This window comes from uncultured Mesonia sp. (genome assembly GCA_947499595.1).
GTDB classification, from domain to species: Bacteria; Bacteroidota; Bacteroidia; order Flavobacteriales; family Flavobacteriaceae; genus Mesonia; species Mesonia sediminis.
This window is the reverse complement of record CANMOY010000011.1, coordinates 16,172-40,769: the sequence shown is the minus strand read 5'-3', so window position 1 is coordinate 40,769 and position 24,598 is coordinate 16,172. Positions and strand designations below refer to the sequence as shown.

The following is a 24,598-nucleotide window of genomic DNA, read 5'->3' as shown; positions in this document are numbered from 1 at the left end:
GTTTAGTGAATTAAATAATTAATAATTGTGCTTTGCACATAGTAGCCCTTAATAGACTCTATTTGGTCCATTTGAAACTTTAGCTGCAACTCTTGAATATCCAAAACATCATTAAAATCAATCGTTCCTGTTTCGTAGCTTTTGATTAAGATGTCCTCTGCATCTTTAGCTTGTTTTAAATTCTTGGTTTGCGTAGCATAACTTATTCTTGCCGAAATACGCTCATTAATGGCTTTGCTTAAAAGGGTTTCCAAAGTATTCAAACGCTCTTGTTTTTGTGAAAGAATCTCTTGTTGTTGCAACTTATTTTGCTTGGTTTGAGATTTATATTTTTTATTAAAAATTGGGATTGACACGGAAACCATAGGCATCACAATATCTTTACCGTTATCCGAGAAATTCATATCTGGCCTTTCGGAAACATTGATATAATCTAATCCAAAACCAATCATTGGACTGCTTTCTTTTTGATTCAATAATTCTGATTGCTCTATGGATTGATAGAGTTTATCAAATTTTAGTAATTCAGGATGTAATACTAATTTTTCAAAAGTAATATCAAAGTCTTCTGAAGGTATCATTAAACTATCTACCACATTCACGGTAACATCATTATCTCTATTCAATAGATTATTGAAGTTAGTTTGTTCTGCTAAAAACTGTTGTTGCAATACATCTTTTAATTGTTGCATTTCGTTCTGACGCATTTGCAATCGCAACACATCTACTGCGGATGCTTTACCAACCTCTACAGAAGTTAATGCCAACGTTTCATAAGTTTCTAATAGTTTGATGTTTTCAGTTAAAACCTCTTGCTTTGCTTTGTTAGCGTATAAATTATAATAGGATTGTGATACCGAAGCCATTAGTTTTCGCTTTGCGATGACAATGTCTTCGTATTTAGCATCTGCCACTGAACTCACGTAATTTTCTCTCGAAGTAATAGTCCCAAACCACGGTAACATTTGTTTAGCAGATACTTTAAAGCGTTGTGCACCTGTTCGTGTTTCTGGCTCACTCACAAAATAACCAACACCAAATTCGGTATTAGGAATGGTGTTGACCTCGTTTACCTTTTCGGAAGCTCTTTTGTATTGTAACTCAAACTTTTGAATTTCTGGATTGTTTGTTAAGGCTTCATCGATAAGTATTTCTAATTGTTGAGCGTTCGCAAAAAGACTCAAGAAACAAGAGCCAAGAGCCAAGACGATTTTTATTTGTATTGATTTATATTTCATTTTGATGTTCTTTTAAGTTGAACTTCTGCTTTCCAGCTATACAATACTGGTACAACAAACAAAGTGATTAAGGCTATAAGCATTCCACCAAAACTTGGTATTGCCATAGGTATCATTATATCGCTTCCTCGACCTGTAGAGGTTAATACTGGTAATAATGCTAAAATGGTCGTTGCTGTTGTCATTAAACAGGGTCTGATACGTTTTTCTCCTGCTTCCACAACTGACGCTCTAATTTCCTTTTTATTCTCTGGTGAATTTCTATCGAATGTTTGCGTTAAATAGGTTGCCATTACAACACCATCATCGGTTGCAATACCGAAAAGTGCAATAAAGCCTACCCAAACAGCCACACTTAAATTAATTGGGTGCATCTGGAATAAATCACGCAGGTTTTCCCCAAAGAAATTGAAGTTTAAAAACCAATCTTGACCGTAGAGCCAAATCATTAAAAAACCACCTGCAAAAGCTACTGCAATCCCTGTAAAAACCATTAAGGATGTACCGACTGAACGGAATTGGAAATACAGAATTAAAAAAATGATGGCTAATGCTAAAGGCACTACAACGGATAAGGTTTTTTCAGCTCTTAACTGATTTTCATAGCTTCCTGTAAATTGATAGTTAATACCTTTTGGCACTACCAATTCACCATTATTTATTTTTTCTTGAATTAAGGCTTGGGCATTTTCTACCACATTAACTTCTGCATAACCATCTAGTTTATCAAACAACACGTAACCCACTAAAAAGGTATCTTCACTTTTAATCACTTGTGGACCTTGCTCATAACGAATGGTTGCCAATTCGCTTAAAGGTACAGGACTACCTTTTTCAACAGGCACGTAAATTTGTTGTAAGTCGGTTGGGTTTGCTCGTAATTCTCTTGGATAACGTACACGAACACCATAACGCTCACGACCCTCAACGGTTTGGGTTAATGACATACCACCAACAGCTACTTTTAATACGTTTTGCACCTCTTCTATACTTACACCGTAACGTGCAATTTTTTCTCGGTCAATATCGATAAGTAAATACGGTTTACCTACAATACGGTCTGCAAAAACGGCTTCATCCTTTACACCTTCAGCTTCTTTTAAAATGGTTTCTAACTGCATTCCAAACGCTTCAATTTCTTTTAAATCTTGTCCTTTTATTTTGATTCCCATTGGTGCACGCATACCTGTTTGTAGCATTACCAATCGGGTTTCAATAGGTTGTAATTTTGGTGCTGATGTGACACCTGGTAATTTGGTAACTTTTACAATTTCGTTCCAAATATCGTCTGGTGATTGTATTTCTGGTCGCCAGTTTCGGTAAAACTCGCCATCATCGTCTGGGATTAATTGAGACCTTTCGACTACACTCAAGGTGACATTTTCAGAGTTATTTGGATTTGCAATAAAACGGCCATCTTTTAATTCATATAATCCATCTTCATTGACTTTGAAACGCTGACGTTCTCCTTTGTCATTCAGCATATATTCAGGTTTGTATTGAATGATATTTTCATACATTGATAAAGGTGCAGGATCTAAAGCTGATTCTGTTCTTCCTGCCTTACCTACAACAGTTTTTATCTCTGGAATACTTGCTACTGCCATATCCAATTGTTGTAAAACGCGCTTATTTTCTTCTACACCAGAATGTGGCATTGAGGTTGGCATTAACAGAAAAGAACCCTCGTTTAATGATGGCATAAACTCTTTACCTGTATTTTTCATAATGAAAAAACCTGCAATTACAATTGCTGTTGGGACAGACAAAAAGAGTAACTTATTATCTAAACACCACCTTAAAATGCGTGTGTAATATTTGATGAATAATGAGAAAACACCTAATAAACCAAAGCAAATAACACTCACAAAAATGAGATTCCAAAAAATGCTTTTATCAACGCCTAATGGTCTCCAATATTCGGCTAACAAGAATACAATAGCTGATACCGAAATAATGATATTGATAAGATTAGCTTGCTTGTCTGTTATCTTACTTTGAAGATTGAGAAATGCTGTAATCCCAAACGCAATTAAAATTAATCCTAACCAATATCCATAGACTATGGCTACGATTCCCAATGCTATTAAAACACCATTTAAAACATATTTAAAAGTGTTTTTGATGTTTTTCTTTCTGAATAAAAATGCAGCAAACGGTGGAATTAAAAACAACGCTACTATTATAGAAGTTGTTAATGCAAAAGTCTTTGTGAAGGCTAATGGTCTGAATAGTTTTCCTTCCGCTCCAATCATTGTAAATACAGGAATGAAACTGATAATAGTTGTCATAACTGCGGTTACGATTGCACCAGACACTTCAGCTGTTGCGTTATAGACTACTGTGTTTATGGGTAACTTTTTATGAGATTCCTCGTCGCTCGTTCCTTGCTCTGTCGGAATGGCATTTTCGTTTTCATCCAAATGCCTTATAATGTTTTCTGATAGTATGACACCTACGTCGACCATTGTACCAATAGCAATAGCAATACCTGATAATGCCACAATATTAGCATCAACACCAAAGAGTTTCATCGCAATAAACACCATTAAAACCGCTACTGGTAAAAGTCCAGAAATTAGTATGGAAGCTCGAAGATTAAATACCATAATGATAATGACCAATATGGTAATGAGTATTTCTAAAGTTAAGGCTTCGTTTAATGTGCCTAATGTTTCTTGAATCAATTCTGTTCTGTCATAAAATGGGACTATTGTTACTTGGGAAGTTCTACCATCCGCCAATACTTTTGAAGGTAATCCTGCACTTAATTCATTAATCTTCTCTTTCACATTATTGATAACTTCCATTGGGTTTGCGCCATAACGAGCCACCACAACAGCACCAACAACCTCTGCACCTTCTTTATCTAATAAACCACGTCTTGTTGCAGGACCTAAAGACACTTTTGCAACATCTTTAATTTTTATAGCTGTGTAATCTTCTGAAGTGACTACTGCATTTTCGATGTCTGAAATAGACTTGACATAACCTAACCCACGTACCAGATATTCGGCTTGATTAATTTCTAAAGTCTGCGCTCCAATATCTTTATTACTTTCCTTTACGGCTTTTACAATTTGGTTTAAACCAATATTATATTGACGCATCAATTCAGGATTAACATCCACTTGGTATTCTTGTACATACCCACCAATAGATGCTACTTCTGACACACCACTTGCAGAGGATAATGCATATTTTACATAGTAATCTTGAATGCTACGCAATTCGTGTAAATCCCAACCACCCGTTACATTTCCGTTTTCATCACGTCCTTCAAGTGTGTACCAAAATATTTGTCCTAATCCTGTTGCATCTGGACCCAAAGCAGGATTAACACCTTCAGGTAATAAACCACTTGGTAATGAGTTTAGCTTTTCGAGAATACGACTTCTACTCCAGTAAAATTCTATATCCTCTTCAAAAATGATATAGATACTTGAAAAGCCAAACATAGAGGAACTACGAATGGTTTTTACTCCAGGAATACCCAACAATGATGTGGTTAATGGATAGGTAATTTGGTCTTCTATATCTTGTGGCGAACGTCCATCCCATTTGGTAAAAACGATTTGTTGGTTTTCGCCTATATCTGGTATGGCATCTACAGCAACTGGATTACTTGGTAAGAAACCAGTATCCCTATTGAAAGGTGCATTAACCGTTCCCCATCCTACAAAAAGGACGAGTAGCAGAACTGCTACGAGTTTGTTTTCTATTAAAAATTTGATGCTTTTATTGAGCATTGGCTTTGATTATTAAACAGTTAGACATTGGTGTTGCCCTAAAGGCATAAAAAAGCAGGCAGCCCAGGGTGCAAAAGCACAGGGCGCGTTAAAAAACTGTTTAATAAATCAAATGAGGTAAGTCTCGTCTAGCTTATAGATAGGCTTGACGACCAGTGGTGGTTTGTAGGTTCTAAAAGGGACTACTTTTGTAGTAGGCTCAGCGAATAACTGACTATAAGTGTAAACCAGTGTAGCAACAAACACCTGCTTGTTCCAGCTTAGCTGGTCGCTTTGCTGCGGTAATTCATCTTGGCCGGCAATGGTTTCTTGGGTGTTATCGCAGCAATTCGGTTTATCGATAGAGCAGCCATCGGTAGTAGGCTGATTCATTTCCATACCACAACCCGCTGCTTTGGCCCAAACCACTTTCTCGACCAAGGTGTCTCCACAGTAATGCATATTTACCGTTAAAGAAAAGGTAGATGCTAAAAGCACCACACTCATCACCCAAGCCGTTATTTTATAAAAAAAGCTGTTCATTGCGCCACAAAGATATACAATGCTTTTGGTATAAACGCAAAGCTTAACTATTTTTTTAATTTTGGCTAATCCTACCAAGCTTAATAATACACAGCCAATCAATAGGTTATAATACTATCTACCTAGCAGATGTTTAACTCACAGCCTTGTTACAAGAGAATATTATGAGCGCTTTGGGTGTAAAGCATGCCTATTTAAAACCCTAAGTTGTTTAGCTTTAAGCTGATAAATTTTTCTTAATACCAATTTTAAAAGCAAAATTAATCTTTAGCTTTAAAGAGCAAAACGCAAAGTGCTTTACAGCGCAGCAGCTTAACAACCCTTTTATCAACCTTTAAAACAAGCAAATGGGGAATTGGAAAAAAGTAGTACGAATTGTCTTTGATATTTTGGCCATACTCATCGCCTTGGCCAGTATACTTTCGGTTTTTAGAAATACCGAATGGCGGTACCTTAAATTTTTAGACTTTCCGCGCATACAACTTTTTTTTACTGCCCTAGTTGGTTTTGTACTCATCGCTTTGATTCCGCATAAGCATAAATTAACGCAATATGTGATTATGGCTTGCCTTATAGTGGGCTTAGGTCTTAACCTGAGGTACCTCTTACCCTATACCATCTTAAGTCCGAAAGACGTACCCCAAGCCGAAAATATAACGGCTAAAGACCAGGTGTTTTCTGTTTTTTTGAGCAATGTAAAAATGAAAAACAATCAACACCAAGCTCTACTGGATTTGATTAAAGAAAAAGAACCCGATTTGGTTTTACTTATGGAAGTCAATGCCCGCTGGGATCAAGCGGTAAAATCATTAGCCAAGGATTACCCTTATGTTAAAAAAGCGATCAATGAAAAAGCCTACGGTATGGCGCTTTACAGTAAAATACCCTGGAAAAATGCCCAGGTGCATTACCTGAATAATGAGCATGTACCCTCAATCATTACCGAAATGGAATTAGCATCTGGCAAGCGCTTTACCTTGTACAATATGCATCCCGTTCCGCCTAAGCATTTTGAACACCTCCCCGATAACAAAGGCCAACAAGAAAAAGAATTGATTAAAATGGGCCGAATGATTAAGCAAAACCAACTGGCTTGTTTGGTGATGGGCGATATGAACGATGTGGTCTGGTCGCATGTTGACCCCCTAACCAAAACCAAAGATCTTTTAAAAGATGTACGGGTAGGTCGTGGGGTTTTTCCTAGTTTTCATACCCAAAAATGGTATATGCGTTGGCCTTTAGATCATATTTTTACGACCGAAGGCTTTCGAGTAAAAACCTTAGAACGCTTACCCAGCATAGGCTCCGATCATTTCCCGCTTTACGCGGAATTGGTACTTTAGCCGCTTAGCTAAAAAACCTCACTCACCAAATTTAAACTGCCTAGCCACTAAACTTTGGGCTTAGCTTTTGATTTCGGCTCCTTAACCAGCGTAGGCTTACCTCTAAGCCATTTTTTTAAAGCCCGACTGGGTTGGTAATTGATATGAAACTTTTTAACCTTTTTGGGCGATAATTCTCGAATTGTAGTCGCGGACTCCGATTTAAATCCTACCTTAAACCGACCCAAATTATCAAGTTCAACCACTCGGCCTTCAGACAGATGAAACTGCACTTTCTGACCCAAAGCTTTTAAAACCGCTACCACATCAGCTTGACTTAGCGTAGATTCATTACTGATTTCATAAGCCAAACGCTCCGAATCTATTTCTCCCGTATGTACGGCCTGCATCATATAGCGCAAAGACTCAGACGGATTTAAATTGTTTTTTCGTTTTCCAATGCGGTACTGTACGGGCATATTTTTTAGTATTAAAGGGTAAAACAAAATAAAGTTACGGTACAATTAATTAAAAGTTGCTGTACAATTAATCTTTTGATCAGTAACTAATTTACAAAAGTTATACAATTTTCAAAAAAATATTGTACAACTTTTATATAAATATTGTACAATTTTTGAGTGAATATTGTACAATATTTTATTACCTCTTCAAAGGCTTTTGTTTAAAAGGCTTTGAAGATAGGATAAAAAGTAGCGGTAGTTTTTTAAAAAATATGCTTATCCTTCTATTTTTCACAAGGCTTATTAAATAGAAATCGCCTTTAAATCGTTTTTAAAAAATGCTGGTAGTGGGCTAGATAAAAATTGTTCATCGACCCAAAGAATAGAGAAAAAAAGAAGGTAAATTTAAATGGATAATAACCGAGCAAGGCAAAATGAGCTATCGCTAAAACCAACTATGGTTTTCTTTATTTGCGGGCGATTATTTCCATCCGCGTAAGCGACATTAAAAACAACCAAACTATGTGGATTACGATACTTAGTTTACCGCCCAGAACTCGTAAAGATAAACTACGCCATACAACCAGCCCACATATAAGAAGGTATAGATGCTCGCGTACAGCAGCGACAAACCTAAATCTTTTTGGGTGTCTTTAGATTTTCTAAAAACCATGCGCATTGCTCTAAAAAACACCCAATATAACATGGTGAGTAAAACAAATAGAGAGAACCAAAAAAAGACTTCTAAAAAAAGCAACATGACCAGACAAAGAATGGTCATGGCAATCCATAAAATAACCGATAAAAACAGGCCTGCAATGCCATCGCCAGTATCAATCTGTGGCATTTCATACTTTTCGGGTGTGATATGCTCAAAAAAATGGCCGCGTTTAAAATGCTTAAATTTGGGGAAGTCGTCTATAAGTCCTATACCCGTATAAAGTCCATAGGTCATAAATAAAAACAAGCAAGAAGCTATTAGACTTAGGGCTGTGTAGATCTTCACCTCAAGTCTTTTATCAAACGAAAGTCCTATACTGTAAACCAAAACCACACTGAGCCCTAAGACTAAAAGTGAAATGATAAAAACATATTTTCCGCTTAGGTATTTTGGTCGCGTAGCCATAGTCCTGATTTTACACGTTAAAATTGCTTTTTAAAATTGCTAGGAAATCCTGATTTTCTTGGTGACGAACCAAAATAATATAGGTCTCCAAATCGTGGCTCACCACATACTGGGTGATATAAGCCTGCGCCTCTTCAAGCGCTTGAAGGTATTTTATTTTAATGATTTCGGCGCTACCATAACGCAACATTTTGGCTTCTAAGCGTTGCATCGCCAATCCTTCTTTGGCGAAATGCCTTTCGAGATCGTTTACATAGTAATTGATTAAGGGTTTAGACAATTTGGTATAATCGGCCGGCATAAAAGTAATGCTATTCACCCCATTTTGCCGATCTACAAAGAGTACACTATTAGCATCAAAATTAGCCAAATATTCGGCTGCAGCCTCATTATCCTCTTTGTGCACGGGCTGGAAACCAGCAGGTAAATATACCGATTGGTTTAAAAACCCCACCGCCTGTAAGTTGTTGCCGGTTAATGCGGCTAGCTTGTTTTTCTCAACGGTATTACAGCCCAAGGCAAAGCATAAAATAAATAAGACTATAAGGTTTTTCATTTTTACTGTTAGTTATAAGATATAAGGTAAACAAAAACTGCAATAGGCACCTTACCCCCTAATTCACACACATTTGGCTTCTACCTATCCTACTAAATTAACAAAAAATTATGAATTGAATACTATGTATCTGCAAATTATTAATTGACAGCTCTCGCATAGACTGAAAAGCTTGTTGCCAACTGCCACCCCCAGAAATACATTTAAACTATTAGTGCGCTAGCCTTTAATCTAGAACCAGAAAAGAACAAAACGGTATGATTTTAAAAAAAAAGTTGGATTTCAGTGTATCTTTTTGGTCACTTTTCTATCTACTTCATGAACCCTAAAAACAAAAAATTATGAATACTTGCACATGTACACAATGCGAATGTAAAAAATGTAACTGCGTGAACTGCGCGCAAAAGAACTGTCTTTGTGATCGTTGTGAATGCAGCCAATGCACTTGTTGTTAAACCAAAAGCTTGGTTTTTTAACCAAGCTTTTTTATATTGTTTTATGCTTACAAAAGAACTTTGGGAAGAATACAAAAAACCAATTTACTACTTTATCTTAAAATGGGTAAAGCAGCCCGAGACCAGTAAAGATATCTTACAAAATACCTTTTTACGGGCCCACCTAAAAAAACACCAACTGCGAGACGATAAAAAAGCTAAAGCTTGGTTGTTTCAAATTGCCCGTAATGAAGTTTATACCTATTTCGCTCAGCAAAAAACGCATCTACCTTTATTGGAAAACGAGGCAGTAGTCGAAAACAACGCTGCCTTTACCCCATGCTGTTGGGAGCGCTTTTTAAGCGAGCTACCCCCATCTTACCAAGAGGTGGTAAAATTATGTTTTATTGCCGGTAAAAAACAACAAGAAGCCGCTGCTCTACTAGGGCTTAGTTTAGCCAATGTAAAAGCACGTATTCGCCGAGCCAAGGCTTGGTTGCAAGAGGCTTTGGTAAGCTGTTGCGGATATACCCTAGATGAAAATGGAACACTTAGCGGCGAATCGCATTGTGCGCGTTGCGCTCCTGGAATTTAATCGATTTGTGCTTCGATTTGCTTAATGAAATTCATACGTCGTTGCACCAATTCTTTAGTACTGGCTTTTGGCCAGGCTCCCAATTGCACCACTACCAAGTTTTTACTCGGATTCAAATAAAGAAACTGACCAAAAATTCCGGCGGCTGCATAGGCACTATGCTTGGTACGCCACCACAAATAACCATAACCACTCCCATCGCTTTGGGTTTGGTACAGCGCCTTACTTGCATTTTGGCGGTAGGCATCGGCAAGTAAGCCGGTGCTTTCTCTTTCTTCTTGCATCATAACAAGACCCAAACGCGCAAAATCACGCAAGCTCGCCGATAGCCCACTGCCCCCTAAATTTAAACCGCTACACTCGTCGGTAAGCCAAAAGGCACAATCTTGCATGCCATATTTTTGCCAAATGTGTTCAGCGAGATAGCTCGCCAAACTTTGTCCCGTGGCTTTTTGTAAAACAATACCCAGCAAATCGGTTTCACCCGTATTATAATTCCATACCTCTCCAGGTTCATGCGCTTTCTTCAATTGTTTCATATAGCTTAATATATGCGCTTCCCGACCTTGGCATTCGCCTTGATACATACGGGCAACATCAGATTCGGAATCTTGGTAATCTTCGTTCCAACCAATGCCCGAAGTCATGCTTGCCAATTGGCGCAAACTCACCTCACCATAGTCATAACCCGCCAACTCTGGCACATAGGTTTTAAGCTTATCATCTAGATGTTGAATATCGCCTTGTTTTAGCGCCACGCCCAGCAGCATAGAAGTAATTGATTTTGCCACCGAAAAGCTGGTCCATACTCCATCAGCTTTTAAGGGCGCTGCATAACGCTCTAACCGAATGTGGCCGTCTTGCCAAACCAACAATCCCGTAAGCTGGTTGTCTTGCATATAACTGCTTATCGCTTGCTGTTGCGTCTCATCTTGAAACCATACATCGGCTTTGGTAAGAGGTTTCGCTTCCGGGGAAGCGGGTATAGCTATACTAGGAAACAACCGATGCATGTTACCAAAGCGGTTTAACTTTTCTTCATTGTTCCAAAACAATAAACTCTCTAGTTTTTGACCCATGGTCTCGCCAGGAATCTGATCGCGATCTGCAGACAAGTCTTGGGTTGCCACACCCTCACAATGCTGTGCATAAATGGGAGAAACCCATAATAATAAAATCAGGCTTAAAGCCGAAAGCGGTAAATTACGCATCTTTTTTTTTGACAAAGATAATCTACTTAGGGCAGAGCCACCTCTAGAGCACTTATAATTTATACTCTTTAGACCGGTTTGTAGATGAAAAATTAGTTTAACCGGCAGGCTAATTGATAAAAAAAGAATAACTTGGAGCTGGTTTATGAAAAAGTCAAAACTTAGCCGAAGAAAATTCATTAGGGGTTCTCTTTTAGCACTTGCGGGCGTCTTGTTAGGGGATATGTATTGGTTTGAACGCTACATTCTAGATTGGAGTGTTCACGTGCTGCCTAGCGCACCAAAACACCCTATTCGCGTGTTGCAAATCAGCGATTTACATATGCGGCAACTCGGTCGCCGTCAACGTAAAATAGCTGAAAAAATTAATACGCAATCCTTCGACTTATTGGTGCTCACGGGCGACGTTATCGATGAGCAAAAAGGCTTAACCGCCTTAGAAGAATTTCTAGCTTTACTACCCAAAAGCTTACCTAAAGTAGCGATTCTAGGTAATTGGGAATATTGGGGAAAAGTGAATTTAAGTCAGCTTAAAAATTTATATACTAGCTACGGTGTGCAATTGTTAATCAATTCGCACACTCAATTTACCCTTAAAGGACGCCGCATTGGTATTTTGGGTGTAGACGATTTAGTGGCCGGTTTGCCAGATTGGACCAAAACCACACAGGACTACGTTCGGCAAGAGGTTAACTTGCTTTTATGTCACTGCCCAGCTTTTCGCGATCAAGTAATGGCACAGCAACCCAATTTTACTTTGCACGCATTGCTAGCCGGTCATACCCATGGGGGTCAATTGAATTTTTTTGGGTGGACCCCCTTTAAACCTAGAGGAAGCGGTAAGTATTTAAGCGGTTGGTACAGCCAAGGCGGTTACCCCATGTATGTTTCGAAAGGAATTGGTACCAGCATCTTACCCCTGCGTTTTGGTGCTCGAGCCGAAGTAGTAGAATTGCAGGTTTAATACTAATGAAATACATTTAATGACTTATTAGTAACAATAGCGAATAAACTATGCCAGCAGCAAATGAAAGAAAAAGTACTGGTAAGAGCTTTCTGGGAAGATTTATTTGATTTTTAGGCTTTGCTATCGGTAAGTATAGCCATAAAAAAACCCCCAAATAAGATGGGGGTTTCTTGTACTTGAAGCTTTGTGAAGTACTTCTTACAATTGCTGGAAAAAGCACTTAACTTATAAGCGGGATTAGTCGATTACCTCAACGTTTACCGCGTTCAATCCTTTTCTACCGTTTTCGGTGTTGAATTGAACTTTGTCATCTTCTCTAATTTCATCGATTAAACCTGTACTGTGAACAAAAATATCCTCACCTGTTTCGTTTGATTTAATGAATCCAAATCCTTTTGTGTTGTTAAAGAATTTTACTGTACCTTCTTGCATTTTACTAAATATTAATTTGTTATTATAAATACATCAGCAACCTATTTTTCAAACTACCAGCTCATCAGCTCTCAGAATGTTAAACATCCTTCAATTAGATAAAAACAAATATTAAAAAGTAAAAAGGAAATAAAATCGATAAGAATGCGAGTTGAACTCGAAAAACAAATAATAATATAAACTACTACTTAGAATTTGAAGTGGTTTCTAATGTTAAGCAAACATACCACCTTTATATCTCCCACAAGCTTTTAATATGTTAAAGTTTTAAAAATAAAAAACATAGCAGCCAAAGCAATCCTAACAAGCTGTTAATATACAAGGCTTTGGCGGATTTACTGCCGATTATTATTTAAGTTTGTATTTCAACCCACTAAAGTCCAACCTATGAAAATGTTTTTTGCCTTGGCCCTTTCCGCTTTAAGTTTATTGGCCTGTAAACCTAAAAACCAACAAGCTACACCCCCTGCTGCTGCACAAGACAGTTTAACGCAAAAAAACACCCCTCCTAAACCCGACAATGCGCATTATGCGCCGGCTTTTGAAGGCCAAACCCGCGCACCGCAAGTGCAAACCCAAACCGATTATGAGGTGATTTTACGCAGCGATAAGTTGCAAGAGCCTTGGGGTATCACGCCCATGCCCAATGGTAACTTACTGCTTACCGAAAATAAAGGTTTTATGCGCTTGCTAAATCCGGAAACGGGTGAAATACTTCAAGATATTAAAGGATTTCCCGACGTAGATGATCGCGCTCAAGGCGGAATGCTAGGCCTGTGTCTTTCTCCGGAATTTGAACAAGACCGTATGGTTTTTTGGACCTTTACCGAGCGGGTAGCCGATGGTAATCATACGGCCGTAGCCAAAGGAAAACTGCCTCAAGGCGCCGATAAAATAGAACAAGTACAAGTTATTTACCGTGCCAGCCCTACCTACGATGGGCGTTTGCATTATGGCGGACGAATACTATTTGACGATGCGGGAAATTTATTGGTGAGCATCGGAGAACGTTCCGATAAACAAACCCGAGTAAAAGCTCAGGATTTAGGCACTTCATTCGGAAAAATAATTCGCATTACAAGAGATGGACAAGCAGTAGCTACCAATCCGTTTATGGATCAACCTGGGGCTTTACCCGAAATTTACAGCTACGGGCACCGCAATCCGCAAGGCTTAGCCATACATCCTGAGACTCGAGCGCTGTGGAGCAATGAATTTGGACCCCGTGGTGGTGATGAACTCAATCTTATTGAGCCCGGAAAGAACTACGGTTGGCCCGTTATTACCTATGGGGTAGAATACAGTGGCGCCGAAATTGGCGATCCGCCGATACAACAAAAAGAAGGCATGGAGCAACCGGTATATTACTGGGATCCTGTGCTCTCTCCTAGTGGCATGAGCTTTTATTCTGGCGATGCAATTCCTGAATGGCAAAACAATCTTTTTCTGGCCGGATTAAGCAGCCAACACATTGCGCGTTTGGTACTTGAAGACAATCGTGTGGTGGGCGAAGAACGTCTGTTAGCCGACAAAGGCGAACGATTTAGAGCGATTACCGAAGCTAGGGATGGTAAATTATACGCAATAAGTCAAAGCGGAAAGTTATTTGTTATTCAAAAAAAATAAATCTTGTATACTGTCTTTTCTAATCTGTTAGTAAAGCGTCTAGCAAGCTATTTTACTTCTCGTTCTTTACCATCGATACAATTTTTCGTGCTTCTCGGCGGATTAAGCGTTTTAGGATTGGGGAGCGCGAGCGCCCAAAATCAAGACAGCACCGCCGTTGATGCTCTTAATAGCGTGCATATTATTGCACATAACCCACAACAGCCGCTGAAGCGGTTAAATGCGACGGCACAGGTCGTTGGTCAGCCTCAGCTTTCGGCTACTTATACCGGTAGTTTGGTACCCGCATTGAACCAGGTGGCCGGTTTGCGTATGGAAGAGCGTTCACCGGGTAGTTATCGCATCGCTTTACGCGGAAATTTAATCCGTTCGCCTTTTGGGGTGCGTAATTTACAGGTTTATCTTGGTGATTTTCCGCTTACCGATGCCAGTGGAAACACCTATATCAATTTAATTGACCCCGCGGCACTCGCTCAAGTGCAAGTATTAAAAGGTCCTAATGCCTCTTTATATGGTGCCAATTCGGGTGGGGTGATTCGCCTTGAGCCCAAAGGCTTTAATGTTCGCAAAAACAAACAACAATTAAGTTTGGGTGGTGGAGCATATGGCTTGTTTCGAGAGCACTTTAGTCTGCAAAGAAGTTATGAGCGGTATTCTTTTTCTATCGATCAAATGTATCAACAATCAGACGGTTACCGAGACCATACTGCGCTAAGTAAAAAAAGTATACAAACCGCCCATCGCTACCAATATGCGACCAATAGTGAGTTGCGTTTTTTACTTTTGTATACCGATTTGCATTATGAGACACCAGGAGGCCTGACGCGGGAGCAAATAGAGGAACAACGGCGTATGGCCCGACCCGCATCGAGCCGATTTCCGTCATCCGAAGCTCAGGAAGCCGGCATTCAAAACCGAAGTCTGCTTGGCGGCATCACCCATCAGATCACCATCAGCAAACATTGGCAACATCAGGTCAGTTTATTTGGTTCTTCTACCGACTTCGAAAATCCGTTTATCACCAATTATGAATTCCGTAAAGAAGAAAATATTGGCTTGCGCACTTATCTTTCTTACCAAAATCAAATCGCTACTACTTGGCATTTTGAGGCACAACTAGGTTACGAAGGGCAAAAAGGTTGGTATGCGCTTGAAAATTTTGACAACAACCAAGGAGAGCCACAAGGCTTACAGGCACAAGATGATCTAACCAATAGCAGGCAAAACTATTTTTTACGTACACAAATCGGCTGGAAAGAAAAACTCAGCCTAGAAACTTCTCTGGGTTACCATAACTTTACTTTGGGCTATACCACGTATTTTCCTATTAGCGCTCGTGCCCAAGGCGAAGTAAAGTATGATGCTATTTGGATGCCCAGAATTGCGGGTCGTTATACCTTTAATCCGCAATGGAGTATGCGTGCGTCTGTAGCCAAAGGATTTTCTGCGCCCACACTGGCCGAAGTTCGTTCTTCTACCAATAAAATCAACACCGATCTAAAGGCCGAAGAAGGTGTAAATTATGAGTTAGGTTTTAGGTTTCAACACCCTAAACAATGGTTGGTGCTAGACTTAAGCGCCTACACCTACCCTATTCAATCGGGAATTGTAAGGCAGCTCAATGCCGCTGGAAATGAGTATTTTGTCAATGCAGGCGAATTAAAGCAAAACGGAATTGAATTAACGGGTGAGTTTAGGCTCTTGCCTGAAGACATCTCTCGGTTATTGCATAATTTGCAATGGCATACGGCGCTTACCTATAATCAACATGAATTTGAGCGTTACATCGTTAAAGAAAACAATTATAGCGGTAATCCCGTAACTTCTGTACCCGACTGGATGCTCGCCAACAGCTTAAACTTAGCGATGGGAAAACCTTGGAGTATGGCGCTTAACCATAGATACACTTCGAGCTACCCGTTAAACGATGCCAATACCGTTTTTAGCGAGGCTTTTCATTTGGTTCAATTACAACTGAATTGGCAACAAAGCTTAGGAGCCTTAAACAATATCCGCTTATTTGCAGGGGTAGATAATCTTTTAAATGAGCGCTACAGTCTAGGGAACGACATCAATGCTTTTGGAAAACGCTATTTCAATCCAGCCCCCGAGCGCAACTTCTATGCAGGGCTACATTGGAGGTTTTAAGGCAACCCAGTAAGCAAAAACTACTAGATTTAGCAAAATTCCCTTTAACATATTAAGGCACTTTAACAAGTTGTTAAGCCTATCTACAGTGCAATGGTTTTATAGAACAAGGCAATTATTGTAAATTGCAGCACAAAGAAAAGCAGCACAAAATGGAGCAAAAAAATATACAACAACAATTAAAACACATACTGGCCCATACACCCGAAGATTGGTTAAAATTAACTACGCATCGGCTAGATATTTATCAAGAAGATCAGGCTAAAACACAGTTTTTGCAAGCCTTTGAAGAATTAATGAACTCAGAAATTAGTGGAGCAGCATTTACCGAAAGACTGGCGCAATTGCCAACGGCTTATGATTACATTCGCTTGGGGCATCCGTTGTCTAGTGTATTGGAGTGGAGTTTGGCACAGTTACAAGGACTATCGGCAGATCGAGTGATTTGTTTTCAATCTTTAAGCATGCCGATTTTAGCCATAGCCCGCACCAACAGTCTGGCCGGTAAAGTTACCCAAATCGCTTATAGCAGAGCCTTACCCCCCGCACTGGATCAAGACTTAATAAAAAAAGTTTACGATTACCAAATAGAGTGGTTGCCAGTAAAAGACCCTAGCCAAATTCAAGACACCCCTGGTTATCAAGCATCAGCAAGTCTGGTTTATGTTGAAAGCAATTTTGACTGGAAGGCACAACAGTCGGTTTTAACCGCTGCTGATAGTCCGATAGATTACCTGGTAGGATTAGATGCTGCACTAGGTAGCGTTCTATACATTGGACCTAATCAAGAAGAGTCGAGCATAGCGGCAATACAGCATGTTAGAAGGCGCGAAACTGTAGCCATTACGCCGTTAAACGCTTACCGCGGACTACAACGATTGGCAAATGAACCTTTAGAACAACCCGAAAATCACCAAGCTTCTAATCAAAAAGAAGTAGCCGATAACATTCGGTCGATAACGGGTACCAGTGGAGAAGTTCTGGTTGCCTCATCGGGATTATCGATGCAATACGCCATTATGATGGGATTGGTTGATTATGCCCAAGAACAACATCCGGGAAAACCGATAAAATTTATCGTACCCCCAAATTGCTATGGCGGCACCAATGATCAAGCGCGCAGGTTAGCCCAAAGTTTAGATCGGGTTAGTATTGTAGATTTACCCGTTGATCGTGATAATGACATGGTAAGCAGTGTAGAGCAGGTTTTGAGTCAACTAGCGAAAGAAGACGCAGTACCTTATATCATTGCCGAAATTCCTACCAACCCAAGAGTAGAAGTACCTAATTTAGAAGGTTTAGCCGCAGCTTTACGAAAATCTAGACAAACCCCAAGCGGCACGGCTGCCATCGCTCCCGTTTTTATATTGGACCAAACGTTTTGTCCGAATGTTCCCTTTTTAAGTCAGGAAAGCGATGAAAACAACAATAATATTCTAGCGGAAGGCTATGCTTTGGCTTATGCTAGCGGATCTAAATTCCCTAGTGGAGGAAAATGTACAGCCGGTTATTGTGTGGGCAACCAGCAGTCTCAAGCGATGATGAGTAAAATAGCCACGCATTTGACACTGTGCGACAATGAGGCTACCGCCAGACAATATGCCAAGTTAGCCGAACAGCTACCCAGTATGCTTGAGCGTATTGAGAAAGCTTATAAAAATACCCGTGCATTTGTTGCGTTTATTGAAAAAGAGTTACCCGAAGCTAAAATTAATTTTGTTTCTGAGGATTTAGCGCAACGCGGATTTACCCCATCGGTATTTTCATTAGATCTGCCTACCAAAGGCGATACGCATCAAGAACGTGAAACCCATAAAAGAGCATTAAACCATAAGCTGATACAAATGATGATCACGCAAATTCCTGAGGAAAGCAAATACTGTGTGAGTTATGGGCAGTTGAAAGGTTGTTATTGGACTATCCCAGCCACCTCAACCCAAGGAACTACCAAAGAAACCGATAAAGATTATATTGTACGTGTTTCCTTAGCTCCCGAATTGGATTTGGAACGCCACCAATCGGTTTTTCGCGATTTTGTGCAAAAATATATTTAAAAAAAAGAGGATTTCGCCTCTTTTTTTTATCTCAAGCTTTAGCATTTGTGTGGGTTAGAATGCTAAACGCCAGTCAAAATTTGATTACATTTGTAGTAAACAGGAAACTTTTATTAGGCCTTAGCAATAATTATCTTGAAAAAATCTTTTAAAGTTTTAGCCGCTATTGGTTTTGTATCCAAAGGATTAATCTACGTTATTATCGGTGTCTTATCCCTGTTGGCAGCGCTAGAATTAGGCGGACAAAGCTCGGGTACCAATCAAGCTTTATCTTTTTTAAAACAACAAGCCTTTGGACGTACGCTTCTCTTTTTATTGGGCAGCGGTTTGGTGTGCTACTCGGTTTGGATGTTTATTCAAAGTATTTATGATCCCGAACAAAAGGGGAAAGAACGCCAAGCAATACTACAGCGATTCGGATTATTTACCACTGGTCTAGTGTACACCGGAGTGGCCGCATTGGCCTTTTATCATTTATTCACCCAAGATTATACAGGAGATCAAAGCACTTCTTATGCGCAATTTATCGGTTCTACCGCTCTGACTTACGGCTTTATCTTGATTGGTATAATCTTAGCGGTGCAAGGCATAGTGCTCATTCGCGGCGCTTTTCGTGGCGGACTACTCGATCAATTTAATTTAGAAGGCCAAAAACACTATAGGCTCATCAGAGCGATGGGAAAATTTGGTTTTTATGCCCGTGCCTTTGTGGTTTTAATCATTGCCTATTTCTTTTTGCGTGCCGGCTTTTATTCGGGCAACCGAGAAATTAAAGGAATTCAAGATGCCTTTGCTTTTTTAGAACAAACTTCTTGGAGCCGTTTGTTAATGATTCTTACCGCAGTGGGGTTTATAGCCTACGGAGCATTTTTTATATTTTTATCGAAATACAGGCGTTTTCAATCAGAACAAGCTAAGCCATCAGAACAAGCTAGCAAATAGCCCAGCATGGGGCAACCGCCAACAGGCTTTTAGCAATTGTATGTTCGAATTCATATTATGAAGTAGTTCGAGAAAAGCCTTGTATTTATTTTCTTGAAAAATGCTAGCAATAGCGTATATTTAGGCATTGGCCAAAGGCAAAGAAATTTAGATTTTTATGAAGGAATTACTACTTCGTTTGCAATCGGATCCTCCTAAATCGGTAAAGGAAATGGAGCAATTATATAGCCAATACCCCATATTACCCGATGATGTGTCGGATTTGGTTTCGTTTTTATTGACGCATAGTAGTTTAGAACCCACTTGTACTTGGATGATCAAACGCTACCAAAAAGACGGTAATTCCTTATACTCTATTCACGTAAGTCTTCTAGTCGACAGTTTAGCGCATTTAAAAACAACCCACGGGAAACTGCATATGCTACAAATTTTGAGTCGGTTGCATTTATCAAAAGCCCTAAGTGCGGAATTAATCGCGGCGGTGGAACCCTATTTAAACCATAAGCATAAATTTATTCAAGCAAGCGCTTTTGAGGCTTATGCCGCAGCGGCCCGGCATTTCCCAAGCTTACTAGCTGAGTTACAACAGCGCTGCGCATTAATGCTACCACAGGCTAATGCTTCATTAGCCGTTAAACTAAGGCGTATTTTAAATGCAAAAAAACAAAAGTTAACTTAATAATTCTTTAAGGGGTTTTATTTGCCGATACAGAAGTTTGCAAAAATATTACCGAGTATATCGTCATTAGACACCTGCCCTGTGATCTCCCCAAAATGATATAAGGCTTGACGAATATCTATTGCCAATAAATCGCCTGTTAATCCCATATGCATCCCTTCTTGAACTTTATTGATTTCTTCCTGGGCTTTTAGCAAAGCCTCATAGTGTCTTGAATTGGTTACAATGGTGTCATTACTCTTTAAAGCGCCTGTATTTACAAAATCTAACAATCGGTTTTGTATGGTTTCTACGCCCAGTTTTTCTTTGGCCGAAATCAAATGCAAATCGGTTATCGCCTTTTTATAAGCAGTTTGCTCTTCTTGGGTAAGACTATCTTTTTTATTGGCGATTATTAGTAAGGGTTTACCTGGAAATCTATTTTTAATCTTTTCAATTTCGGTTTTTACTTGTTCAATACTCAGTTGATCGTTTTTGATTTTACTGACATCAAATAAATACAATACTACTTGAGCTTGTTCGATTTTTTGAAAGGTTTTTTGAATACCCAAGCCTTCAATAGTATCGGTGGTTTCTCGGATACCTGCAGTATCTATAAACCTGAATCCTACTCCGCCAATAGCGATTTCATCTTCGATGGTGTCTCGAGTTGTACCCGCAATATCGCTCACAATGGCTCGATCTTCATTCAACAGTGCATTTAACAAAGTTGATTTTCCTACGTTGGGTTCTCCAACAATGGCTACCGGGATACCGTTTTTTAATACATTACCCACTGCGAAAGAATCGATTAATTTATTCAATACTTTTTGAATTCGGTTGACCAAGCGCTGGAATTCGGCACGATCGGCAAACTCTACATCTTCTTCCGAGAAATCGAGTTCCAACTCAATCAAGGAGGCAAAATTGAGTAACTCATCTCTTAATTGTTGCAGTTCCGTAGCGAAGCCCCCACGCATTTGCTGCATAGCAATTTGGTGACTAGCCGCATTATCACTGGCAATTAAATCGGCTACAGCTTCAGCTTGACTCAAATCCATTTTTCCATTGAGAAAGGCACGCATCGTAAACTCTCCAGGTTTCGCCATACGGCACCCCTGTTTAAGCATCAGATTAATGATTTCTTGCTGAATGTATGGACTTCCGTGACAGGATATTTCAACGGTAGGTTCGCCCGTATAGGAGCGTTTACCGTGAAAAACACTTACCAAACTTTCGTCAATTACCCGTTCTTGATCTACTATATGGCCCAATTGCAGGGTATGCGTAGGTTGTTGAGTGAGCGGAACTTTATTTTTAGCTTTGAAAACCGGATTTGTTTTTTCAATGGCATCGGGTCCCGACACTCTTATGACCGCTATTGCTCCCGCTCCTGGGGCACTGGCCAAGGCTACTATGGTATCATCTAAAATCATAACACAAAGGTAAGAAAGTAATCAAATTTTGCCTAAATCTAGCGGCTTATAAAAACTTGATGTATTTTTGCATTTCTAATACGAATACTATGGAAGTTATCAGCGAAAAAAAGCAAGACAGTCAGCTGCTCTATTTAATGCACCTCTCTCAATTACTCAACTTGGTTACAGGAATGGGTGGCTTTATTGTTCCGCTTATTATTTGGCTTTTAAAACGAGACGAAATTGAAAATTTAGATTATGAAGGCAAAGAAATATTAAATTTTCAAATAAGCATATTTCTTTATTTCATACTTAGCGCGATAATGATTGTTTTTTTAGTAGGATTCGTGTTCATTGGCTTTGTAGCAATTGTTGCGATTGTAACGCCTATATTGCAGGCCAACAAGTCAAAAGCCGGCGAGGAAGTTCGTTACCCATTAACCATAAGATTTATTCGTTAGTTGGTTTTACTAAATCAGGGAACTGCCGCTTAAACATTTCATAGCGCTTTTTAGATACGTTTTGAATATATGGATTGTTGGGATTATTGGCTTCGTAATCTTGATGATAATCTTCTGCCACCCAGAATTTATCAAACGCTTTAACCTCAACTGCTACTGGTTGATTGGTGGTTTGCTTTAAACGCGAAATATAATTTTCTATAAGCTTTTTTTCTTGGGGATTATTGTAAAACGCAATCGACCTGTACTGGCTTCCAAAATCTGGTCCTTGACCGTTTTCTTGAGACCAATTAAGGGTTTTAAAGTAAATATCTAGCAGCGTGGAAAAATCAATAAAGTTAGGATCGTAAATAATTTTTACCGCCTCGGCGTGACCAGTTTTACCTGTATTGGTTTGTTGATAAGTAGGATTTGCGGTATGCCCACCTGCGTAACCCGAAATTGCCGCCTCTACCCCTATAACATCTTCGTAAATGGCCTCTACACACCAAAAGCAACCACCTGCAAAATATGCGGTAGCATATCGATCTTGAGCTTCATTTAAACTAAAAGTATTGACTTTTTGATTATTTGCTTTATTCGCCTTTGGCAGCTGATTTGATTTATCTTGGGCTTTATTTTCACAGCTATAGCAAAAAAAGATAAGCCCTAGTAAAAGTCCCCAGTTCTTCATCGTTTTTTTATGATAAAGGTAAACTTTTAAGGCGCAAAAATTTTTAAACAAATCATAAAAAAACCCTTTAAAACAAATGTTCTAAAGGGTTTGAATATTAAGTCTTTTTGTCTTAGAATTTTTTGAACAATTCATTCATCTTTTCGCGCTCTTCTTCTGCCAGCTGCGAGTCAACTAAAATACGTCCACTGTGCTCATCGGTAATTATTTTCTTACGCGATGCGATTTCCATCTGCACTTGTGGAGGAATGGTAAAAAAGGAACCTCCAGAAGCACCACGTTCAACCGGAACAACCGCCAAACCATTCTTTACGCTTCCGCGGATACGTTCGTATGCGGTAACCAAACGGGTCTCAATGCCTTTCTTAAAGTCTTCAGACTTTTCGATTAAGGCTTTTTCTTCGCGTTCGGTTTCGCTTAAGATTTCATCCAACTCGTCCTGCTTATGTTGTAAGTGGTCCTGTCTAGCCTCAATTTTTTCTTGAGTGGCCGTAATCACCTCATTTTTATGCTCTATCTGTGCTTTAAACTCTCGAATATGCTTTTCGGCCAATTCAATTTCCAATTCTTGAAATTCAATCTCTTTTGAAATAGCATTAAATTCGCGATTGTTACGCACATTTTTTTGCTGTTCGTTGTATTTCTTAATCAGCGCTTTTGATTCTTCTATAGCATTTTTCTTATCGGCTATATTTTGGTTAAGCCCTTCTAAATCAATATTTAATTTTTCTAAACGCTTGTTTAAACCAGCTACCTCATCCTTCAAGTCTTCTACCTCTAAAGGCAATTCTCCGCGTACATTGCGAATCTCATCGATGCGGGCGTCTATTAATTGTAAATCAAATAATGTTCTTAGCTTTTCTTCTACGCTAATTTCTTTTTTCTTGGCCATAATCAACTATATTGAATGGGGTTGGTACTTTTCTCTGATAAAACGATGGCAAAATTAGGGAATTTTTTTGTAAGTAAAGCATGTAATAAGTTTTTTGTGAACTGCTCACTTTCATAATGCCCTATATCGGTTAATAGAATTTTGTTTTCCGCTTTAAAAAAATCGTGGTATTTCAAATCGGCGGTAACCAATACATCTGCTCCCTTAGCCATTGCAGCCGAAATGGCAAATGCTCCACTCCCCCCCAATACTGCTACCTTTTTTACAGGTTTTTGCCTTAAAGCAGAATGCCGAATTACCGGAGTACCAAACACATTTTTTAACTGAGTTATAAACTCTTTCTCACTTTTGGCTTGGGGTAACTCTCCCAGCATACCAATACCTATTTGCTGGTTCTCATTGGCTATGGGTATAAGCTCATAAGCCACTTCTTCGTAGGGATGCGATTCAAACAGGGCGCGCAATACTTGGTGCTGTTTATGTTTTTCGAACACCACATGTAACATTTTTTCTTGACCCACATGCCACTGGTTAGGTTTTCCGGTATGGGGTTGCGCCTGATCGTTGGGCTTAAAACTCCCTTCTCCCAATAGGCCAAAACTACACGAATCATAGTTTCCTACACTTCCTGCTCCGGCATTAAATAAGGCTTGCTGTACAGCCGTATAATGGTCTAAAGGTACGTAGGTGTTCAACTGCATCAAGGTGTTTTTTTGCGGCATTAAGATTTGGGTTTGGGTTAAGCCTAACACCTGGGCCATTTTAAAATTCACGCCATGAAGGTGATTGTCTAAGGCTGTATGAATAGCATATATTTGTACGTCATGCTTAATTGCTTTCTGCACCACACGTTCTACATAGGTCTTACCCGTCAGTGCTTTTAGTCCGCCAAAAATAATAGGGTGAAAGGCTACTATAAGGTTACAATTTTGTGCTATAGCCTCATCAACGGTATCTTCTAGCGTGTCTAGTGCCACTAAAATACCGGTGAGTTCTCGCCTATCATCTCCTACCAATAAGCCTACATTATCAAAATCTTCGGCATAATTTAGGGGTACACTTTCTTCTATTTGCTTGATTACTTCTTTTATTTTCATAACTTGAATCCTTAAA

21 protein-coding genes are annotated in these 24,598 nt (G+C 39.3%); 9 read left to right on the top strand and 12 right to left on the bottom strand.

The genetic code is table 11. The features are described 5' to 3' along the window. Nucleotides 1-2: 2 nt before the first annotated feature. From ACH2AZ_RS11370 to ACH2AZ_RS11360, 3 genes are all read right to left on the bottom strand, one after another. On the bottom strand, nucleotides 3-1,238 hold the full coding sequence (locus tag ACH2AZ_RS11370) for a TolC family protein (RefSeq protein ID WP_394907935.1): 1,236 nt from the start codon (nucleotides 1,236-1,238) through the stop codon (nucleotides 3-5). Beyond that, a complete protein-coding gene (locus ACH2AZ_RS11365; RefSeq protein ID WP_394907934.1) occupies nucleotides 1,235-4,987 on the bottom strand; it encodes an efflux RND transporter permease subunit in 3,753 nt (1,250 codons plus the stop codon). The genes ACH2AZ_RS11370 and ACH2AZ_RS11365 overlap by 4 nt, the downstream gene beginning before the upstream one ends. A gap of 108 nt (nucleotides 4,988-5,095) precedes the next feature. After that, nucleotides 5,096-5,509, bottom strand: coding sequence for a hypothetical protein (locus ACH2AZ_RS11360; RefSeq protein WP_255504417.1), 414 nt, complete (start codon nucleotides 5,507-5,509; stop codon nucleotides 5,096-5,098). 347 nt (nucleotides 5,510-5,856) lie between these two features. Between ACH2AZ_RS11360 and ACH2AZ_RS11355 the strand changes: the two genes are divergently transcribed. Beyond that, on the top strand, nucleotides 5,857-6,852 hold the full coding sequence (locus tag ACH2AZ_RS11355) for an endonuclease/exonuclease/phosphatase family protein (protein ID WP_394907933.1): 996 nt from the start codon (nucleotides 5,857-5,859) through the stop codon (nucleotides 6,850-6,852). Between the two features lie 47 nt (nucleotides 6,853-6,899). Here the strand turns inward: ACH2AZ_RS11355 and ACH2AZ_RS11350 are convergent, their stop codons facing one another. The 3 genes from ACH2AZ_RS11350 to ACH2AZ_RS11340 all read right to left on the bottom strand — a co-directional run bounded on the left by ACH2AZ_RS11350 (nucleotide 6,900) and on the right by ACH2AZ_RS11340 (nucleotide 8,974). Beyond that, entirely contained in the window at nucleotides 6,900-7,310 is a 411-nt protein-coding gene (locus ACH2AZ_RS11350; protein ID WP_379042470.1) for an HU family DNA-binding protein, read from the bottom strand. A 520-nt stretch (nucleotides 7,311-7,830) separates the two neighbouring features. Further along, nucleotides 7,831-8,418 (bottom strand): hypothetical protein, encoded by a 588-nt coding sequence (locus ACH2AZ_RS11345; RefSeq protein WP_379042468.1) that lies wholly within the window; start codon nucleotides 8,416-8,418, stop codon nucleotides 7,831-7,833. Nucleotides 8,419-8,428: 10 nt separating this feature from the next. Then, nucleotides 8,429-8,974: a hypothetical protein gene (locus ACH2AZ_RS11340; protein WP_394907932.1), complete on the bottom strand. Its 546-nt coding sequence runs from the start codon at nucleotides 8,972-8,974 to the stop codon at nucleotides 8,429-8,431. Between the two features lie 417 nt (nucleotides 8,975-9,391). Here ACH2AZ_RS11340 and ACH2AZ_RS11335 point away from each other — a divergent pair, with 417 nt between their 5' ends. After that, entirely contained in the window at nucleotides 9,392-10,003 is a 612-nt protein-coding gene (locus ACH2AZ_RS11335; protein WP_394907931.1) for a sigma factor-like helix-turn-helix DNA-binding protein, read from the top strand. On the opposite strand, the gene ACH2AZ_RS11330 is transcribed toward ACH2AZ_RS11335, so the two are convergent. Next, nucleotides 10,000-11,214 carry a serine hydrolase domain-containing protein gene (locus tag ACH2AZ_RS11330; protein ID WP_394907930.1) on the bottom strand — a complete coding sequence of 405 codons (1,215 nt, stop codon included), beginning with the start codon at nucleotides 11,212-11,214 and terminating at the stop codon, nucleotides 10,000-10,002. The two genes, ACH2AZ_RS11335 and ACH2AZ_RS11330, sit on opposite strands and share 4 nt — an antisense overlap. Before the next feature lie 145 nt (nucleotides 11,215-11,359). Here ACH2AZ_RS11330 and ACH2AZ_RS11325 point away from each other — a divergent pair, with 145 nt between their 5' ends. Next, the gene (locus ACH2AZ_RS11325; protein ID WP_394907929.1) at nucleotides 11,360-12,178 is read left to right on the top strand and encodes a metallophosphoesterase; all 819 of its coding nucleotides are present in this window, start codon (nucleotides 11,360-11,362) and stop codon (nucleotides 12,176-12,178) included. Nucleotides 12,179-12,418: 240 nt separating this feature from the next. On the opposite strand, the gene ACH2AZ_RS11320 is transcribed toward ACH2AZ_RS11325, so the two are convergent. Further along, nucleotides 12,419-12,613 (bottom strand): cold-shock protein, encoded by a 195-nt coding sequence (locus tag ACH2AZ_RS11320; protein ID WP_147861263.1) that lies wholly within the window; start codon nucleotides 12,611-12,613, stop codon nucleotides 12,419-12,421. Between the two features lie 387 nt (nucleotides 12,614-13,000). On the opposite strand from ACH2AZ_RS11320, the gene ACH2AZ_RS11315 reads away from it, so the two are divergent. From ACH2AZ_RS11315 to ACH2AZ_RS11295, 5 genes are all read left to right on the top strand, one after another. Then, nucleotides 13,001-14,239 carry a PQQ-dependent sugar dehydrogenase gene (locus ACH2AZ_RS11315; protein WP_394907928.1) on the top strand — a complete coding sequence of 413 codons (1,239 nt, stop codon included), beginning with the start codon at nucleotides 13,001-13,003 and terminating at the stop codon, nucleotides 14,237-14,239. A 3-nt stretch (nucleotides 14,240-14,242) separates the two neighbouring features. Next, on the top strand, nucleotides 14,243-16,387 hold the full coding sequence (locus tag ACH2AZ_RS11310) for a TonB-dependent receptor (RefSeq protein WP_394907927.1): 2,145 nt from the start codon (nucleotides 14,243-14,245) through the stop codon (nucleotides 16,385-16,387). Nucleotides 16,388-16,539: 152 nt separating this feature from the next. After that, on the top strand, nucleotides 16,540-18,441 hold the full coding sequence (locus ACH2AZ_RS11305) for a cystathionine beta-synthase (RefSeq protein ID WP_394907926.1): 1,902 nt from the start codon (nucleotides 16,540-16,542) through the stop codon (nucleotides 18,439-18,441). Between the two features lie 135 nt (nucleotides 18,442-18,576). Continuing rightward, nucleotides 18,577-19,383 (top strand): DUF1206 domain-containing protein, encoded by an 807-nt coding sequence (locus ACH2AZ_RS11300; protein ID WP_394907925.1) that lies wholly within the window; start codon nucleotides 18,577-18,579, stop codon nucleotides 19,381-19,383. A 157-nt stretch (nucleotides 19,384-19,540) separates the two neighbouring features. Next, nucleotides 19,541-20,062, top strand: coding sequence for a hypothetical protein (locus tag ACH2AZ_RS11295; protein WP_394907924.1), 522 nt, complete (start codon nucleotides 19,541-19,543; stop codon nucleotides 20,060-20,062). Nucleotides 20,063-20,079: 17 nt separating this feature from the next. Here the strand turns inward: ACH2AZ_RS11295 and mnmE are convergent, their stop codons facing one another. Beyond that, nucleotides 20,080-21,477: a tRNA uridine-5-carboxymethylaminomethyl(34) synthesis GTPase MnmE gene (mnmE, locus tag ACH2AZ_RS11290; protein WP_394907923.1), complete on the bottom strand. Its 1,398-nt coding sequence runs from the start codon at nucleotides 21,475-21,477 to the stop codon at nucleotides 20,080-20,082. An 89-nt stretch (nucleotides 21,478-21,566) separates the two neighbouring features. Here mnmE and ACH2AZ_RS11285 point away from each other — a divergent pair, with 89 nt between their 5' ends. Further along, nucleotides 21,567-21,920 carry a DUF4870 domain-containing protein gene (locus tag ACH2AZ_RS11285; RefSeq protein ID WP_379042381.1) on the top strand — a complete coding sequence of 118 codons (354 nt, stop codon included), beginning with the start codon at nucleotides 21,567-21,569 and terminating at the stop codon, nucleotides 21,918-21,920. On the opposite strand, the gene msrA is transcribed toward ACH2AZ_RS11285, so the two are convergent. The 3 genes from msrA to ACH2AZ_RS11270 form a co-directional block, all read right to left on the bottom strand. Beyond that, the gene (msrA, locus tag ACH2AZ_RS11280) at nucleotides 21,910-22,593 is read right to left on the bottom strand and encodes a peptide-methionine (S)-S-oxide reductase MsrA (protein WP_394907922.1); all 684 of its coding nucleotides are present in this window, start codon (nucleotides 22,591-22,593) and stop codon (nucleotides 21,910-21,912) included. The two genes, ACH2AZ_RS11285 and msrA, sit on opposite strands and share 11 nt — an antisense overlap. A 112-nt stretch (nucleotides 22,594-22,705) precedes the next feature. Then, on the bottom strand, nucleotides 22,706-23,485 hold the full coding sequence (locus ACH2AZ_RS11275) for a zinc ribbon domain-containing protein (protein WP_394907921.1): 780 nt from the start codon (nucleotides 23,483-23,485) through the stop codon (nucleotides 22,706-22,708). Between the two features lie 2 nt (nucleotides 23,486-23,487). Further along, entirely contained in the window at nucleotides 23,488-24,582 is a 1,095-nt protein-coding gene (locus ACH2AZ_RS11270) for a Nif3-like dinuclear metal center hexameric protein (protein ID WP_394907920.1), read from the bottom strand. Nucleotides 24,583-24,598 lie beyond the last annotated feature (16 nt).

What these genes read in the sequence shown, in the direction of transcription:
- ACH2AZ_RS11370 (WP_394907935.1), bottom strand. Translation starts at nt 1,238, where the DNA reads ATGAAATATAAATCAATACAAATAAAAATCGTCTTGGCTCTTGGCTCT.
- ACH2AZ_RS11365 (WP_394907934.1), bottom strand. Translation starts at nt 4,987, where the DNA reads ATGCTCAATAAAAGCATCAAATTTTTAATAGAAAACAAACTCGTAGCA.
- ACH2AZ_RS11360 (WP_255504417.1), bottom strand. Translation starts at nt 5,509, where the DNA reads ATGAACAGCTTTTTTTATAAAATAACGGCTTGGGTGATGAGTGTGGTG.
- ACH2AZ_RS11355 (WP_394907933.1), top strand. Translation starts at nt 5,857, where the DNA reads ATGGGGAATTGGAAAAAAGTAGTACGAATTGTCTTTGATATTTTGGCC.
- ACH2AZ_RS11350 (WP_379042470.1), bottom strand. Translation starts at nt 7,310, where the DNA reads ATGCCCGTACAGTACCGCATTGGAAAACGAAAAAACAATTTAAATCCG.
- ACH2AZ_RS11345 (WP_379042468.1), bottom strand. Translation starts at nt 8,418, where the DNA reads ATGGCTACGCGACCAAAATACCTAAGCGGAAAATATGTTTTTATCATT.
- ACH2AZ_RS11340 (WP_394907932.1), bottom strand. Translation starts at nt 8,974, where the DNA reads ATGAAAAACCTTATAGTCTTATTTATTTTATGCTTTGCCTTGGGCTGT.
- ACH2AZ_RS11330 (WP_394907930.1), bottom strand. Translation starts at nt 11,214, where the DNA reads ATGCGTAATTTACCGCTTTCGGCTTTAAGCCTGATTTTATTATTATGG.
- ACH2AZ_RS11325 (WP_394907929.1), top strand. Translation starts at nt 11,360, where the DNA reads ATGAAAAAGTCAAAACTTAGCCGAAGAAAATTCATTAGGGGTTCTCTT.
- ACH2AZ_RS11320 (WP_147861263.1), bottom strand. Translation starts at nt 12,613, where the DNA reads ATGCAAGAAGGTACAGTAAAATTCTTTAACAACACAAAAGGATTTGGA.
- ACH2AZ_RS11315 (WP_394907928.1), top strand. Translation starts at nt 13,001, where the DNA reads ATGAAAATGTTTTTTGCCTTGGCCCTTTCCGCTTTAAGTTTATTGGCC.
- ACH2AZ_RS11305 (WP_394907926.1), top strand. Translation starts at nt 16,540, where the DNA reads ATGGAGCAAAAAAATATACAACAACAATTAAAACACATACTGGCCCAT.
- ACH2AZ_RS11295 (WP_394907924.1), top strand. Translation starts at nt 19,541, where the DNA reads ATGAAGGAATTACTACTTCGTTTGCAATCGGATCCTCCTAAATCGGTA.
- mnmE (WP_394907923.1), bottom strand. Translation starts at nt 21,477, where the DNA reads ATGATTTTAGATGATACCATAGTAGCCTTGGCCAGTGCCCCAGGAGCG.
- ACH2AZ_RS11285 (WP_379042381.1), top strand. Translation starts at nt 21,567, where the DNA reads ATGGAAGTTATCAGCGAAAAAAAGCAAGACAGTCAGCTGCTCTATTTA.
- msrA (WP_394907922.1), bottom strand. Translation starts at nt 22,593, where the DNA reads ATGAAGAACTGGGGACTTTTACTAGGGCTTATCTTTTTTTGCTATAGC.
- ACH2AZ_RS11275 (WP_394907921.1), bottom strand. Translation starts at nt 23,485, where the DNA reads ATGGCCAAGAAAAAAGAAATTAGCGTAGAAGAAAAGCTAAGAACATTA.
- ACH2AZ_RS11270 (WP_394907920.1), bottom strand. Translation starts at nt 24,582, where the DNA reads ATGAAAATAAAAGAAGTAATCAAGCAAATAGAAGAAAGTGTACCCCTA.